Origin of the sequence: Acinetobacter sp. TY1 (assembly GCF_048551395.1) — a bacterium.
In the GTDB taxonomy this organism is placed as follows: domain Bacteria; phylum Pseudomonadota; class Gammaproteobacteria; order Pseudomonadales; family Moraxellaceae; genus Acinetobacter.
Genome location: NZ_JBLYZK010000002.1, coordinates 33,784 through 49,708 on the forward strand (window position 1 = coordinate 33,784; position 15,925 = coordinate 49,708).

General features: G+C 38.0%; 18 protein-coding genes and 1 tRNA gene. 14 read left to right on the forward strand and 5 right to left on the reverse strand.

Annotation, left to right across the window (positions count from 1 at the left end; all coding sequences use genetic code 11):
- Window positions 1–85 precede the first annotated feature (85 nt).
- The gene (locus tag ACK2M2_RS01555; protein ID WP_409511887.1) at window positions 86–505 is read left to right on the forward strand and encodes a PaaI family thioesterase; all 420 of its coding nucleotides are present in this window, start codon (window positions 86–88) and stop codon (window positions 503–505) included.
- An 80-nt stretch (window positions 506–585) separates the two neighbouring features.
- Here ACK2M2_RS01555 and nadB read toward each other — a convergent pair whose 3' ends face one another.
- Window positions 586–2,250, reverse strand: a complete 1,665-nt coding sequence (gene nadB / locus ACK2M2_RS01560) for an L-aspartate oxidase (protein WP_419345913.1) — start codon at window positions 2,248–2,250, stop codon at window positions 586–588.
- A gap of 236 nt (window positions 2,251–2,486) precedes the next feature.
- On the opposite strand from nadB, the gene ACK2M2_RS01565 reads away from it, so the two are divergent.
- The 11 genes from ACK2M2_RS01565 (at window position 2,487) to ACK2M2_RS01615 (ending at window position 11,923) form a co-directional block, all read left to right on the forward strand.
- On the forward strand, window positions 2,487–3,878 hold the full coding sequence (locus tag ACK2M2_RS01565) for a Do family serine endopeptidase (RefSeq protein WP_409511889.1): 1,392 nt from the start codon (window positions 2,487–2,489) through the stop codon (window positions 3,876–3,878).
- Window positions 3,879–4,045: 167 nt separating this feature from the next.
- Window positions 4,046–4,483 (forward strand): acyl-CoA thioesterase, encoded by a 438-nt coding sequence (locus tag ACK2M2_RS01570; protein WP_409511890.1) that lies wholly within the window; start codon window positions 4,046–4,048, stop codon window positions 4,481–4,483.
- Between the two features lie 210 nt (window positions 4,484–4,693).
- Entirely contained in the window at window positions 4,694–6,511 is a 1,818-nt protein-coding gene (gene lepA / locus ACK2M2_RS01575) for a translation elongation factor 4 (protein ID WP_419345914.1), read from the forward strand.
- A gap of 26 nt (window positions 6,512–6,537) precedes the next feature.
- On the forward strand, window positions 6,538–7,392 hold the full coding sequence (gene lepB / locus ACK2M2_RS01580) for a signal peptidase I (protein ID WP_419345915.1): 855 nt from the start codon (window positions 6,538–6,540) through the stop codon (window positions 7,390–7,392).
- A 30-nt stretch (window positions 7,393–7,422) separates the two neighbouring features.
- Window positions 7,423–7,797 (forward strand): DUF4845 domain-containing protein, encoded by a 375-nt coding sequence (locus ACK2M2_RS01585; RefSeq protein WP_409511893.1) that lies wholly within the window; start codon window positions 7,423–7,425, stop codon window positions 7,795–7,797.
- On the forward strand, window positions 7,769–8,461 hold the full coding sequence (gene rnc / locus ACK2M2_RS01590) for a ribonuclease III (protein ID WP_409511894.1): 693 nt from the start codon (window positions 7,769–7,771) through the stop codon (window positions 8,459–8,461). Before ACK2M2_RS01585 ends, rnc begins: the two co-directional genes overlap by 29 nt.
- Window positions 8,462–8,466: 5 nt before the next feature.
- Entirely contained in the window at window positions 8,467–9,495 is a 1,029-nt protein-coding gene (gene era / locus ACK2M2_RS01595; RefSeq protein ID WP_409511895.1) for a GTPase Era, read from the forward strand.
- A 40-nt stretch (window positions 9,496–9,535) separates the two neighbouring features.
- Entirely contained in the window at window positions 9,536–9,727 is a 192-nt protein-coding gene (locus tag ACK2M2_RS01600) for an NF038104 family lipoprotein (protein ID WP_409511896.1), read from the forward strand.
- Between the two features lie 22 nt (window positions 9,728–9,749).
- Entirely contained in the window at window positions 9,750–10,469 is a 720-nt protein-coding gene (gene recO / locus ACK2M2_RS01605; RefSeq protein WP_409511897.1) for a DNA repair protein RecO, read from the forward strand.
- A gap of 33 nt (window positions 10,470–10,502) precedes the next feature.
- A complete protein-coding gene (pdxJ, locus tag ACK2M2_RS01610; protein WP_409511898.1) occupies window positions 10,503–11,228 on the forward strand; it encodes a pyridoxine 5'-phosphate synthase in 726 nt (241 codons plus the stop codon).
- Window positions 11,229–11,272: 44 nt separating this feature from the next.
- The gene (locus ACK2M2_RS01615) at window positions 11,273–11,923 is read left to right on the forward strand and encodes a tRNA-(ms[2]io[6]A)-hydroxylase (protein ID WP_409511899.1); all 651 of its coding nucleotides are present in this window, start codon (window positions 11,273–11,275) and stop codon (window positions 11,921–11,923) included.
- A 137-nt stretch (window positions 11,924–12,060) separates the two neighbouring features.
- Here ACK2M2_RS01615 and ACK2M2_RS01620 read toward each other — a convergent pair.
- Window positions 12,061–12,136: transfer RNA gene (locus ACK2M2_RS01620), tRNA-Asn, on the reverse strand.
- Between the two features lie 249 nt (window positions 12,137–12,385).
- Here ACK2M2_RS01620 and ACK2M2_RS01625 point away from each other — a divergent pair.
- A complete protein-coding gene (locus ACK2M2_RS01625; protein WP_419345916.1) occupies window positions 12,386–12,844 on the forward strand; it encodes a hypothetical protein in 459 nt (152 codons plus the stop codon).
- A gap of 98 nt (window positions 12,845–12,942) precedes the next feature.
- On the opposite strand, the gene ACK2M2_RS01630 is transcribed toward ACK2M2_RS01625, so the two are convergent.
- The 3 genes from ACK2M2_RS01630 to ACK2M2_RS01640 all read right to left on the reverse strand — a co-directional run bounded on the left by ACK2M2_RS01630 (window position 12,943) and on the right by ACK2M2_RS01640 (window position 15,350).
- The gene (locus tag ACK2M2_RS01630; protein ID WP_419345917.1) at window positions 12,943–13,386 is read right to left on the reverse strand and encodes a PaaI family thioesterase; all 444 of its coding nucleotides are present in this window, start codon (window positions 13,384–13,386) and stop codon (window positions 12,943–12,945) included.
- Window positions 13,387–13,513: 127 nt separating this feature from the next.
- On the reverse strand, window positions 13,514–13,759 hold the full coding sequence (locus ACK2M2_RS01635; RefSeq protein ID WP_409511902.1) for a hypothetical protein: 246 nt from the start codon (window positions 13,757–13,759) through the stop codon (window positions 13,514–13,516).
- Window positions 13,760–14,123: 364 nt separating this feature from the next.
- Window positions 14,124–15,350 (reverse strand): pyridoxal phosphate-dependent aminotransferase, encoded by a 1,227-nt coding sequence (locus ACK2M2_RS01640; RefSeq protein ID WP_419345918.1) that lies wholly within the window; start codon window positions 15,348–15,350, stop codon window positions 14,124–14,126.
- 218 nt (window positions 15,351–15,568) lie between these two features.
- On the opposite strand from ACK2M2_RS01640, the gene ACK2M2_RS01645 reads away from it, so the two are divergent.
- Window positions 15,569–15,751, forward strand: a complete 183-nt coding sequence (locus tag ACK2M2_RS01645) for a hypothetical protein (protein ID WP_409511904.1) — start codon at window positions 15,569–15,571, stop codon at window positions 15,749–15,751.
- Window positions 15,752–15,925: the final 174 nt, after the last annotated feature.

Here is a 15,925-nt window from a genome sequence, read left to right on the forward strand (position 1 = left end):
GATAAAATAGAACCATTGGGTTCATGTTTTTCAATGATAAAGTCTTTATATTTTGATGTACAAAAGAACATAAAGATGGAATTTCATGAAAAGTAATAAACAAGAAATTATTCAATTTTTACAGCAATACTTTCCACAAAGTTTGGAAAAGTGTGAAATCGAAGAAGTCACTGATTGCGGTGCAACCATGTTATGGCATGTTGGTGGCAATGATTTACGTCCAGGTGGCACGATTTCAGGACCAACTATGATGACACTTGCCGATTTTGCCATGTATGTTGCTATTTTAGGTGAAATTGGCATTATTGGTTTGGCTGTGACTACCAACATGAATATCAATTTTTTACGCAAGCCTTCAGGTGGTGTTGATTTGCGTGGGGTATGTAAATTGATGAAAGTAGGTAAAGTCTTAATTGTGGCTGAAGTTTGGATTTATTCTATAGATCAGGATGAACCTGTTGCGCATGTGACAGGAACCTATTCAATTCCACCGCAAAAATCTTAATTGATATCTTTGATACATAAAATTTGATGAATAAAAATGCCTGAATTAATCAGGCATTTTTTATGGTCTTAATCGACTGATTAAGCAATCGATGCGACTTGAGATAAATCGACATTGACCAATGGTGTTTCAATGCCAAAATCAGGTGGCGTTAAAATGGTTTTTCTTAATTCATTGGACTGTTCAGGATAATCAAGCGTGTAATGCAAGCCACGAGATTCTTTGCGCTGCATCGCACAACGTACAATCATTTCTGAAACCAAGACCAAATTACGCAGTTCAATTAAGTTTTTACTCACATGGTAATCTTGATAGTATTCGGTAATTTCACGCTTCAACATTTCAATGCGGTGCAAGGCACGTTGTAAACGTTTTGTAGTTCGTACAATACCGACATAGTTCCACATGGTCTGCCGTAATTCATCCCAGTTCTGTAAAATTACGACATCTTCATCGGCATTAGTCACTTGTGTCGCATCCCATTCAGGTACAGTCGGTGCTTTGAAATGCTGATTCGATTGCTCGGTCATATGTTTTGCTGCACTCATACCATAAACAAAGCACTCTAATAAAGAGTTACTCGCCATACGATTTGCACCGTGTAACCCTGTATAAGAGGTTTCACCAATCGCATATAGACCGGCAATATCAGTTTGACTGTGTTCATCAACCACAACACCGCCACAGGTATAGTGTGCAGCAGGTACAACAGGAATCATTTCTGTAGTGATATCAATGCCGAGTTCAAGCAGACGTGCATATAAAGTTGGAAAATGTTCTTTCACAAATTCAGAGGGCTGATGGGTAATGTCTAACCATACATGACGGATACCTAAACGTTTAATTTCATGGTCAATGGTACGAGCAACAATGTCACGAGGAGCAAGTTCAGCACGCTCATCAAAACGGAGCATAAAGCGTTCACCATCAGGCAAACGTAAATATGCACCTTCGCCTCGCATGGCTTCAGTAATTAAAAAGGAGCGAGCTTGAGGATGATACAAACAGGTGGGATGGAATTGGTTGAACTCCATATTGGCAACCCGACAACCTGCACGGTAAGCCATCGCAATCCCATCACCTGTGGCAATGTCGGGATTGGAGGTATATAAATAGGCTTTCATGGCACCACCACAAGCAAGGGCAGTAAAGGGTGCTAAAAATGTATGAACTTTTTCATTGGCTTCGTCGAGTGCATAAAGTCCTACAGCACGATTTTCGACATCAAATTGTCCGAGTTTTTGTGTGGTAATGAGGTCAATAGCAATAAAATTCTCAAAGATACTAATGTTTTCTTTTTGTTGCGCACGTTCAACCAAAGTGGTCGAAATAGCTTTGCCTGTAGCATCTGCGGCATGAATAATTCGACGTTGTGAATGTCCACCTTCACGGGTTAAATGCAATTGAGCATCTTGATCTAATGTAAATTGAACACCTTGTTCAAGCAGAAAATCTACAGAAGGACGACCCCCTTCAACGGTTTGGCGAACTGCATCTATTTCACACAAATGCGAACCTGCAATCATGGTGTCATCAATATGTTGCTGAATAGAATCAGTTTTATCTAAAACCGCAGCGACACCTCCTTGAGCAAAATAGGTGCTTGCATCGGTAAGGGTTGATTTAGCTAAAACTGCAATTTTAAAATGATCAGGTAGAGACAATGCTAGACTTAGCCCTGCGCCACCACTCCCCACAACGATGACATCAAATTGATGTGATGTTTCGAAATTAGACATGTCCATCAGCTAATTTAAAAAAGTCCGATCATCACACTCTTTTTTTGATCAAAATTCAATAGCTTTATGAGGCAAAAGCGTACTTTTGGCAGATTAATTTAATAAAATATTCATTTAGGCTTAATACTTACTTAAGTAAGCAATTGTTTTATAAAACATCGCAACATATTATTACGCAAAGATATAATTTTGTATGTTACAAACAGTTTTATTAAAAATATCACAGATGGGTTCAAATATTTATGAATAGTCGCCTAATACAAAACGGAATGTATGCCGCTGTTTTTACTGTTGCAGTAACCCAAGCACAGGCAGCTACCCCAGTTGATTTTTCTAATTTAGTTGAGCAAGTCAGTCCTGCTGTTGTGAGTGTCAATGTTGTAAAAAAAATGACTCAGGAAGAGCTTTTACAACAACAAGTGCCTGAGATTTTAAAACGCTTCTTTGGTAATCAGATCATTATTCCACAGCAACAAGCCCCACAAGAAAAAACAGCGTATGGTAGTGCATTTTTTATCAGTAAAGATGGTTATTTATTGACAAACCACCATGTGGTGGAGGATGCATCTAAAGTTACGATTATGTTGAATGATCGCCGTGAAATTGATGCCACTGTGGTCGGAAGTGATGCACGCACAGACGTTGCATTATTAAAAGTAGAGGGCAATAATTTTCCATCACTTGCAACAGGCAATGTTGATCAGCTTAAAGTTGGACAGCCTGTACTTGCGATTGGTTCGCCTTTTGGTTTTGATTATTCTGCATCGGCAGGGATTGTGAGTGCTAAATCTCGTAATATGATGGGTGAAACCTCAGTACCGTTTATTCAGACCGATGTAGCATTAAATCCAGGTAATTCAGGTGGGCCATTGTTTAATCAACAAGGTCAAGTGATTGGTGTGAACTCACGAATTTTTAGTGGGACAGGCGGTTACATGGGTTTGTCATTCTCTATCCCTATTGATGTGGCAATGGATGTTGCAGATCAGTTAAAGAAAAATGGTAAAGTAACACGTTCATATTTGGGTGTGATGTTACAAGATATTGATCGTAATTTGGCTGAAGCTTATAAATTACCAAAACCTGAAGGTTCATTGATTACACAGGTCGCTTCGGGTTCTCCAGCAGATAGAGCTGGTTTTAGATCGGGCGATGTGATTATGAAATATAATGGCTCACCAATTTCAAGAACCTCAGAATTACTCAATTATTTGAACCGAACTCAGCCAAATCAAAATATTCAGCTTGAAGTTTTACGTGATGATAAAGCGAAAGTCATTTCGGCAACATTAACTTCAGCGCCAGATGATACCCCAGCAAAAGCTGAGAATACCAATACGGCAAAACCGCAAAAAGGTCCTATATTGGGCGTGTCTATTCGTGCCTTATCGGATGTTGAAAAGAGCCGTTTAAATATCAAGGGTGGTGTGTTGATTCAAGATGTAGTGCGAGGCGGTTTGGCATATCAATCAAATATTCAAGCGGGTGATGTGATTACTCAAGTTAATAATATAAAAGTTGATAACCCTAATGATTTTGTTTCAGCAGTTTCAGAATTAAAGAAAAATACAGTGGCTCGTGTTGCTATTGTCCGTGAAGGTCAGCACGCAATATTGGGTTTACGCATTCAATAATTGTTAATTGTTTTGTCACAATAAATGATTGTTGGTTGTTTTATGAAAGATGAATGAAGATTCAATCAACCACTTTTCGGAGTGGTTTTTTGTTGCCAAAGATTTCAACTTGGCGAGTACTTTGTTAAATTGCCGATAAAATACTTGAAAAATCACAGGATGGATACGTGAGCACCTCATATTTTGATCTAAAAATTACCGTCAAACCTGAGCATATTGATGTGTTAGGGCATGTTAATAATGTAGTTTATGTGGCATGGATGCAAGATGTCGCAACAGCACATATTGAGGCATTAGGTGTTGGTCTTGAACAATATTTAGAGCTAAAGCATGCTATGGTTGCAGTAGAGCATCATGTTCAATATCGAAAAGCTGCAATGCTTGGTGATGATGTGATTCTGCGGACATGGTTCTATGATATCAATGCCTTATATTCTTTTCGTCAGTATGCATTTTTCCGAGCAAGTGACAAAAGCGTACTTTTTACGGGCAATACCAAGTGGGCATGTATTGAAATTGCAACAGGGCGACCAAAACGGATGTCACCGACATTTATTCAGGCTTATCAACCGTTAAATTCTGAACTTGATCCGTATCATTTTTAGAAAAGCCATATATTAATTGTGTTGAGTCGTGATTTGTGAAGGTTACTATATTGACGGTTGAAAACGGTACATTGAAATAATTATTTAACTGCTATGATTAATATGAATACTTTAAAAAAGTCATCTGCTATAATCTCACGCAATTTATTAATCGCTTTTGTTGTGTATTTTCTTTTTGTACGCAACGCAATTGAATGTTCAAGGTAGCCCATGGCGCAAGCTAAAAAATCTGTAGATATTAAAAATATCCGTAATTTCAGTATTATTGCTCATATTGACCACGGCAAGTCGACACTTGCTGATCGTTTTATTCAAACGTGTGGTGGTTTGCAAGATCGGGAAATGCAAGCGCAAGTTCTTGACTCTATGGATATTGAGCGTGAACGTGGGATTACCATTAAAGCGGCTTCAGTTACGCTGTATTATACGCATCCAAATGGTGAAGAGTATCAACTCAACTTTATTGATACCCCAGGACACGTTGACTTTTCCTATGAAGTATCTCGTTCGTTAGCGGCATGCGAAGGTGCGTTATTGGTTGTTGATGCTGCACAGGGTGTAGAAGCACAATCGGTAGCAAACTGTTATACAGCCATTGAGCAAGGTCTTGAAGTTCTACCTGTTTTGAACAAGATTGATTTACCTCAAGCAGAACCTGAGCGTGTTATTGAAGAAATTGAAAATATTATTGGTGTTGAAGCAACAGAAGCACCAACATGTTCTGCAAAAACTGGTTTAGGCGTTGAGGGCGTTTTAGAAACACTAGTCAATGTTATTCCACCACCAACAGGTGATCGTGATGCTGCATTACAAGCCCTAATTGTTGACTCATGGTTCGATAACTATCTTGGTGTGGTTTCTCTTGTTCGTGTGAAGCATGGTCGTATTCGCAAAGGCGATAAAATGCTTGTAAAATCAACAGGTCAAACGCACATTGTGACATCTGTGGGTATTTTTAACCCGAAACATACAGAAACAGGTATGTTGGAAGCGGGTGAAGTTGGCTTTGTGATTGCAGGTATTAAAGATATTTTTGGTGCGCCAGTGGGCGATACCATTACTTTATCGAATACTCCAGAAGTTGAAGTTTTACCAGGATTTAAAAAGGTTAAACCACAGGTTTATGCGGGTTTATTCCCTATTGACGCTAGTGATTTTGAACCGTTCCGTGAAGCTTTACATAAACTTCAAATTAACGATTCTGCACTTTTCTTTGAACCTGAAAGTTCAGATGCTTTAGGTTTTGGTTTCCGTTGTGGCTTCTTGGGTATGCTCCACATGGAAATCGTACAAGAGCGTTTAGAGCGTGAATACGATCTTGATTTGATTTCTTCTGCACCGACTGTAATTTATGAAGCATTGATGAAAAATGGCGAAACGATTTATATCGATAGTCCATCTAAAATGCCTGAAGGTTCTACAGTTGAAGATTTACGTGAGCCAATTGCTGAATGTAATATTCTTGTTCCGCAAGAGTATTTGGGTAATGTGATGACTTTATGTGTTGAACGTCGTGGCGTTCAGAAAGATATGAAGTTTGTCAGTAACCAAGTTGCAATCACGTTTGAAATACCAATGGCTGAAGTGGTTATGGATTTCTTTGATAAATTGAAATCTTGTTCACGTGGCTTTGCATCACTTGATTATAACTTTGTACGTTTCGAAAGTTCATCTTTGGTTAAAGTTGATGTGTTAATTAATGGTGATAAAGTCGACGCTTTAGCTATGATTTGTCACCGTAATGATGCACGTCATCGTGGTATTGCACTCGTTGAAAAGATGAAAGACTTGATTCCGCGTCAAATGTTTGATGTGGCGATTCAAGCTGCCATTGGTGCACAAATTATTGCGCGTTCTACTGTGAAAGCAATGCGTAAAAACGTATTGGCTAAATGTTATGGTGGTGACGTTTCTCGTAAGAAGAAACTTCTCTCTAAACAGAAAGAAGGTAAGAAACGCATGAAGCAAGTGGGTAGTGTTGAAATCCCACAAGAAGCGTTCCTTGCTGTGTTGAAAGTAGATAGATAAAATAAGAGAAAAAGGTCAGATAGCTCATGGATTTTGATTTTAATTTAATACTCGTTCCTGCAACGCTGTTGTTTTTTGGCATTTGGCTGCTCGATAAATTTGTTTTCAAGCAACGTGCAGAAAAGGGGCGTGGTAATGAAAATTTCATTATTTCATGGGCATATGATTTTTGGCCAGTTTTAGCAGTTGTATTGGTGTTGCGTTCATTTTTCTTTGAACCATTTAATATTCCATCGGACTCTATGGTACCTACCTTAGAAACTGGTGATTATATTTTGGTGAATAAATATCAGTATGGTGTACGTTTACCGATTACCAATACAAAAATTTTAGATATTGGCGAGCCGAAACGTGGTGATGTTGCGGTATTTCGTTATCCAGCAAATCCAAAAATTAGTTATATCAAACGTATTATTGGTTTACCTGGTGATAAAATAGAATCGGATCATGGTCAGTTATTCATTAATGGTCAGAAAGTGACACAAACGCCAACCCAGTTTAGTCGCCCGAAAGATATTTATGATACAGCACAGTCGATCTATTATTATGAAACGATGGGTGAGCATAAGCACTTGGTGCGTTTACTTGAAGGTCAAAATACGCTTGTTTCAGCATTTAATTATGCACAGAAAAAACAAGATTTACCTTATGTTGCCAAAGCTAATGATCGTTTTGTAAAATCTAATGGGGAAAATTGGGAAGTGATTGTACCAAAAGGACATTACTTTGCTATGGGTGATAACCGTGATCAAAGTGCTGATAGTCGTTTTTGGGGTTTTGTACCTGAAGAGAACTTAACAGGTCATGCGATTTATATTTGGATGCATAAGGAACCGGGTTTGAAAGTTCCTTCATTCAGTCATAATGGTACAATTGACTAATTATATTGCAGCGAAAGACGGATAATAAAAATGCGCAAGACTCAACAAGGTGTATCCTATATCGGGATTTTATTAGGGGTGGTTGCTTTTGCTTTTATGGCAAAGATTGTAATCGCAGTATGGCCATCTTATTGGGATGATCGTGTGATTGATGGGCAGATTGCTGAGTTGGTTAAAAGTAGTCCAAATGATATTACACCATCTAATTTTATCAATCAGATGGATAAACGTTTAGTCATGAACAATATCCATGATATTCATTTCAAAGATATTGCGACTGTTTCAACAAAAAATGGTTTAGAAGTGATGAAAAAATATGAAGTGCGAAAAAAATTCATGCTGAATATTGATATCATCCTAACATTCGAGAAGAGTTTTGATCAAAGGTCAGTTCAAAGTAAGTGATCCACGCTTACTCAGCCGTATCGGTTATCAGTTTAAAAACATTGAATTACTTCAATTAGCACTGACACACCGATCGGTCAGTCATAAAACCAATTATGAACGCTTAGAGTTTTTGGGTGATGCATTGTTGGGTATGATCATTGCAAATTATCTATATCATGCTTACCCAAACGAAAATGAAGGTCGCTTGACACGCATGCGAGCGACTTTGGTTCGTCAGGAAGCATTAGGGAAAATTGCACATGATCTTAAACTTAGTCATAGTTTGATTTTAAGTACGGGGGAGTTGAAATCAGGTGGTCATCACCGAGAATCAATTTTAGCCGATACAGTAGAATCAATTATTGGGGCAATTTATACTGATTGTCAGGATTTGCCCCAACTACAGAATATTGTTTTAAAATGGTATGAACCTTATTTAGAACATATTGAGCCAACAGATCAGTTGAAAGATCCTAAATCACGCTTACAAGAGTATTTACAAGCACGTAAAAAACCTCTCCCGGTTTACGAGGTTGTAGATATTCAGGGCGATGCACCTAATCAACATTTCAAAGTGGAATGTGAAGTGGCAGGTTTACCTGTCATGATGGGCGAAGGCTTAAGTCGCCGCTTTGCTGAACAGGCAGTGGCGGCAGAATTTTTAAAATTACTGGAGCAGTAATCTACATGAATACACATTCCGATCACATCGATGCTGATCACGAGTCGCAAGACAGCGGCAATGATTTAATTAATCAATTCTTTAGCGAGCAAGGCACAGAAATTCCTGCGGACTATAAAAGTGGTTTTGTTGCCATTGTTGGGCGACCAAACGTGGGTAAATCGACATTAATGAACCATATTTTAGGTCAAAAATTATCGATTACCTCACGTAAGCCACAAACGACTCGTCATAAAATTGTTGGTATTGATAGTCGTGAAAAATCTCAAGCTGTTTTTGTCGATACACCCGGTATGCACAAAAAAGAAGTGCGTGCTATCAATAAAATGATGAATAAAGCAGCTTCTTCTGCATTGCGTGATGTAAATCTTGTGTTGTTTGTACTCGATGCAGACAAGTGGACACAAAATGATGAATTGGTTTTAGAAAAACTAAAGAATGCGGATATGCCTGTGATTCTAGTGATCAATAAAATTGATACACTTGAAAATAAAAATCATGCATTACCACTGATTCAAGAACGTGCAAAATTGATGAATTTTGCTGAAATTGTTCCAGTATCTGCGCTTCGTGGTGCAAATCTCGATCATTTACGTAATACAATTGAGAAATATTTGCCGTTTCAACCACCACTGTATTCACTTGAACAAATTACAGACCGTTCTGAGCGTTTCTTAGCATCAGAAGTGATTCGTGAAAAAATCATGCGTCAGTTGGGTGAGGAGTTACCTTACGATTTGACAGTACAGATTGAATCATTTAAGACAGAAGATGCGACTGTCAATGAAAAAACAGGTCGTCCAAAGCCTGCTTGTACTTATATTGATGCCACTATTTTTGTAGATCGTTCAGGTCAGAAAGCAATCGTGATTGGTGAAAAAGGTGCTAAGCTGAAAAAAATTGGTATGGATGCACGTGTTGACATGGAGAAAATGTTCGAACAAAAAATCATGCTAACGCTTTGGGTTAAAGTTAAAGGCGGTTGGTCCGATGATGAGCGTGCACTGAAAAGTTTGGGTTATAGCGATATTTAATCGTTAAGTCCTTCATTCGAGCGATAAATAAGGAACTGTGATGATTCGTATTTTTACTGTGTTGACATGTGTATTCATGTTGCAAGGATGTATTCACAAACTTGTTACAGTTCCTGTTAAAGCTGCGTATGGTGTGACTAAAGGTGTCGTTAAAGGTACGGCTGCTGTCGTTGGCGCAGTCATTCCTGATGGCGATGATGAAGATGAAAAGAAGAAAGATAAAGACGATTAATATCCAATAAAGTGATCGTTGAATGCGTAATGAAGTTCTACATGGTTATTTGATTCATCACCGTAAATACCGTGAGCGTAGCCATATTGTTCATCTATTTACGCAGGAGCATGGGCGTGTCGATGGTATTTTGCGACAGACACCACCACCACAATATCAACCGATCACCGTGCAAGCCTCAGGTAAATCTGAACTCAAAAATTTCTCTAAACTCGAAATACTTAATCAGCCTATATTTTTTCATGGTGATGCCTTTTTTTCAGGTTTTTATTTGAATGAAATTATTTTGCGACTTTGTCCTTTAGAAGAGGCAATGGTAGAAACTTTTGCACAATATCATCAAACTTTAAATCAACTACAAAATATGGCAACACAGGCTGATCAAAATGCTTTTCTCAGGCAAATTTTACGTCAGTTTGAGTATGCCTTAATTGAAGAGTTGGGCTATCCGCTCGATTACAGTCAAGATTCAATGCAGAATCAAATATTAAGCAATCAGCGTTATCAGTTTCAATTGACCGATGGCTTTATTCCTGTTTCACATACCGCTTCTACTGTGCTGACAGGGGAGCAGATTCTGTGTATGCAGTATTATGAAAAAGGTATGGATTTCAACTTAGAACAGTTACAATTACTGACGAAGCTTTATCGGCAAATGATTAGTGCTTTATTGGGCGATCGTCCATTGAAAAGCCGTCAATTGTGGATTCAAAACGCACAATCAAAAATTGCAAATCGATAACGTTTTATCGATCAAACTTATTAGGAAAATGTTATGGCTGCATTGCTTGGTGTGAACATTGATCATGTTGCAACGCTTAGACAGGCACGTGGTACGGCTTATCCTGATCCTGTAAAAGCGGCATTAGTTTGTGAGCAAGCAGGGGCAGAGGGGATTACACTGCATTTACGTGAAGATCGTCGTCATATCCAAGATGATGATGTGCGCCGTATGCGTCCTTTACTGAAAACTCATATGAACCTTGAGTTGGCTGTGACCGATGAAATGGTTGCCTTTGCAAAAGAAATTCAGCCACAGCATGTTTGTTTTGTACCTGAAAAACGTCAAGAAATCACGACAGAAGGTGGTTTAGATGTGGTTGGACACTTTGATGATGTTAAAGCTGCAACACAGGCACTGTCAGTAATCGGTTGTGATGTTTCTTTATTTATTGATGCTGATTTTGCACAAATTGATGCAGCAGTGGCATGTGGTGCACCGACCATTGAGTTACACACAGGTGCTTATGCTGATGCTGAGTCAGAAGAAGCACAGCACGCTGAATTACAGCGTATTGTTCAGGGTGCTGAATATGCAGCATCGAAAGGTTTAGTCGTGAATGCAGGTCATGGTTTGAACTTACAAAATGTTGCACCTATTGCAGCAATTCCACAAATTCACGAGTTAAATATTGGTCATTCGATTATTGCTGAAAGTGTGTTTGTTGGGCTTGAGCAAGCTGTACAAGATATGAAGAAAGCGATTCGAGCAGCACGTTAATTCGTGTTTTTGAGTCGAATGTAAAACGGATAGAAAAATCAAGCATGTCAAATTTAAATTATGATGAACTGATGCAACCTGTCATTGCTTTTTTGGGTTGTGAAACACCAAAAGCATGGTTGGATGAGGCATTAAACAATCTTCCATTACTCATGCAAGATCATGCCAATTGTGAAAAAAAAGCCGCAGGAACAGCAATGAATTTGATGTTCCGATACAGTTTTTTCACTGATTTACAGGTCAAGCTTGCGCAGTTGGTACGTGAGGAAATGTTGCACTATGAACAAGTACTTGAGTTTATGACCAAACGTGGTCAGAAATGGGAAGGTTTGAGTGCAGGGCGTTATGCGGGTGGTCTCCGTAAAGAAATTCGCACTTATGAGCCTGAAGCACTGATTGATGTTATGGTGATTGGTGCATTTGTGGAGGCGCGTTCATGTGAGCGTTTTTATGCGCTTGCACCGCTTGTTGATGATGAGTTGGGTAAATACTATCGTTATTTACTTAAGTCGGAATCACGTCATTATGAGGATTACTTGGCGCTTGCTCTCGATGTTGCTAAATCAGCGAAATTGAAAGATCCTGAAGAGGATATTCAAAAACGCATTGAGTATATTCGTGAAGTGGAAAAAAATTTGATTTTAGAACCTGATGCGCTATTTCGTTTTCATAGCGGTGTACCTGCATCGGCTTAATCAAACCTCCTACGGGAGGTTTTTTTATGATTGAATATTTTTTATATCATCGGATTGATTTGATTTCTTATTCAAATAAAGTTTGGAAATAGTAGGCAGAAAAAAGCCCACTTCAGATGAGTGGGCTTTTTAGTATTTGGCTCTCCAACCTGGGCTCGAACCAGGGACCTGCGGATTAACAGTCCGTCGCTCTACCGACTGAGCTATTGGAGAATCTGAGTGCGATTATAAGGGGATTTTAAATTGGGTCAAGTTAAAATTGTCATAACAACTTCATTTTTTTATCGTATGGTTTTTATTTAATCGAAAAAATGAAAAATCGTAAAAAAATGAATTTCTGCCTTGCATCCTTAGTTTTAGCTTGCTAGATTTAATGCATAACTTAATGTTTAAGTACAAACTTAAACTGTGTGGATTTCAACCAACTTGCCAGCACTAAAATGGCTAAACAGGAGACAGCGAATGAATACGCTTAGCATTTCAAATATTTTCCAAAACCTTGATTATTACAAGACACATTATCTTTCTATCTTATCTCACCCTGACCAATATTTTACACCTGTTGAAAATGCTTATATTCGTGTATGGCCTTTGGGGCATATTGATTTATTTTTAGGTGATTTATTACATCTTTGGTTTAGTGAAAAATGGTTAATCAATGATTCATGCTTACGTTTAGGTGAGCATAAAGATGATGGTCGTAAAACATCATTTCAACGTGAAAATGATTTATATCTATACCAATTGGCAGGCAGTGCATTGTCAGGGAGTAATCGTTCTCAGGTATGGTCACAGTCTGAAAATAAAGCAGTACATGTTAGTTTAAATAGTGTATTTCAATATTATGCGAACTATAAAGGTACTTCAGCACACAAGTTGGATCGTAAGCAATTACTAACTGCTTTAAAGTCAGCAGTTTAATGTACTCAAAATAATTGATTCAAATAGTTTCTGTGTTTATCTTTAAGTGCAATCGAGTGATTGCACTTTTAAAGTAATAGATGCGTATATATTTAAAACTATTTATTTGGATGAATAATCATGCATGTTGCCGTTGCATGGGCATAGAGTTTTCCATCCTCATCGACAATTTTTCCTTCAGAAATACCTAAGTTTTTGCTCATATTGATGGTTGTACCAATTGCAGTCAGTTCTTTATCTTTGGGAATAGGACGGCACATTTTAATATTCAAATCAATTGTACCGTAGCCTATACCTGCATCGAGTAGGGTGTGAATCGCACAACCCGTTACAGAATCAAGCACCGTTGCTGCAAAACCACCATGTACGCCCCCTAAAGGATTGAGGTGTTGATTGCCTGCTTTAACCATGAAAATAGCCGTGCCTACTGAAAACTCTTTCATTTCCATTGGAATGGTTTCACTGATGCTTGCACGTGGAATATGACCTGCAGCCATGGCTTGTAAAAATTCAATACCTGTCATTTCTTTTGGGTGCTTCATTTTAAAATCCTTTATCTGGTTTGTTATATTTTTATAGTTCCAAAAAGGAACTTATAAGTCAAAGAAATAGTGTGAACCAATGAGGTTGAAAATTAAATAGCAGGGTAATATTATTATTTTTGTTCTTTTAGTGGTCAGATTCGTAAAATTTATCGAGGCTATCTGCGCTGTGGAGAATATTTAAGGCAATATTTTCACCTGTCGCCCATGATGCAGACATGAGATTGAAATCGACATCAATAATATCAGTTTCTTTACACAATATACGACTGCTAGAAATAATAATAAAACGAGGAGAGTGTTGCTTTAGGCATTGAGCGATGTATTGAGGGAGGTTTTGTTGTTGGAATACATCAATAATTTTGTAGCGCATATTTCTCCAAACAGTATATTTAATTTGTTGTATTTGCATATTTAAAAATATTTTTATTAAATATTCAAACAAAAAATGTTTTTTTAATTTTTTGTATAATTTTCAACTTTTAATTTATACATAAAATATTAGCGTAGTTAAGTGAATGGTTTGTCATCATACAGAAGTAAAAGTAGAGTTTTAACTGCGTGTGATGAATTAAAGCGTTGTATTGTTGTGACCTATAACATTATTACTGGATTCATTACTTTGGGCGCGCTTTATATTTATCTAGATGTTTTTGATAAACGTATTTTGAAATTTAAAAACCTCGCCATTTTTTCAAAAGACGAGGTTTTCTAAACATCAACTGGAGAGGTTTAAATTATTTTTCAGCAGCAATCGATGCAATCGCAGCGTCAACGCCTTCAATTGAATTAGCCGCTTTTTTGATACGAGCAAGCGCATCAACAAGGACTTCATCAGCAGTAGCATAAGAAATACGCATGAAACCGCCTAGACCGAATGCATCACCAGGAACAACAGCAACGCCTGTTTCTTCAAGTAACCATTCAGAGAATTCTGTGCAAGATTTTAAACCTTTTGCACGAATCAATGGGCGAATGTTTGCATATGCATAAAATGCACCATCAGCAGGTAAGCAAGAAATACCTTTAATATCATTCAAACCAGCCATTACTAAGTCATGACGACGTTTGAATGCTTCAATCATTGGCTCAAGAACATCTTGAGGACCATTCAATGCAGCTTCAGCAGCAACTTGTGAAATAGAAGTTGGGTTTGAAGTTGATTGAGATTGGATTTTTTTCATTGCGCCAATAAGTTTTGCAGGACCCGCTGCATAGCCAATACGCCAGCCTGTCATTGCATAAGCTTTAGATACACCGTTTAACACGATTGTGCGGTCGTAAAGGTCTGGTGCAACAGTTGCGATGTTATAAAATTCATCATCCCAACGGATCGGTTCATACATATCGTCAGATGCAACATATACTTCAGGGTATTTACGAAGTACTTCAGCCAATGCCTCAAGCTCAGCTTTGGTATAGATCATACCTGTTGGGTTAGAAGGGCTGTTTAATACGACTAGACGTGTTTTGTCTGTAATTGTAGCTTCAAGTTGCGCAGGTGTGATTTTGAAGCGTTGTTCTTCACCACATTTTACAATAACAGGAACGCCTTCAGCGATGATCACCATATCTGGATAGCTTACCCAAAATGGTGCAGGAATAATCACTTCATCACCTTTGTTTAACAATGCAAGTGCAAGGTTAAAGAAAGATTGTTTACCACCACATGAAACCAAAATTTGGTTTGCAGCATAGTCAAGATTATTGTCACGCTTAAATTTTGCAATAATTGCTTTTTTTAAGCTAGGTGTACCATCAACAGCGGTGTACTTTGTAAAACCATTGTTAATTGCAGCAATTGCAGCATCTTTGATGTGTTGCGGAGTGTCGAAATCAGGTTCGCCAGCACCCAGACCAATTACATTCTTACCAGCTGCTTTTAATTCAGCAGCTTTATTGGTAACAGCAAGCGTTGGGGACGGTTTGATGGCATTTACACGATCAGAGAGACGTACGTCCACGGCAATATTCCTTCTTATTGGGATAAAAAATAAAAGCACACCATCTTAGCCTAAAAAGTTGTATTTAGCCGTACAAAATGTCACCAAACCTTAAAAAAAGAACAAAAACTGAAGAATTACTGTTTCAAAAAAAATCTAAACAATGAACTTTGTAATGCCGACTCGCACTGTTTATAAAATTTCCGTACAATATACGCAGATTGAATTGAGTGAATCATATGAGCTCCCCAAGTACTCCCAAGAAAAAAGCCATTGTAAAATTACCTTTTCCTGTAAAACAGGCGAATGATGCGAAAGCTGCAGATGAAGAGGTTGAAGATATGCGTCCGAAACCACAACCTTATGCAGATCGCACTTGGATGCCACCTCGTGGTACACGTCGCTCTATGGGTAAACGTTAAGTTTATGGTTTGAGTTGTAATAAAAAACAGGTGCATGTGCGCCTGTTTTTTTATCTGAAAAATTTATAAATTTAAATATAATGTTGTTGATAGTCTAAATTTTTAAGATAAAAGCAGTCATCATTGCCAAATTGAAACGATTCAACTTTATATCCACTGCCTTTTAGTAGCATC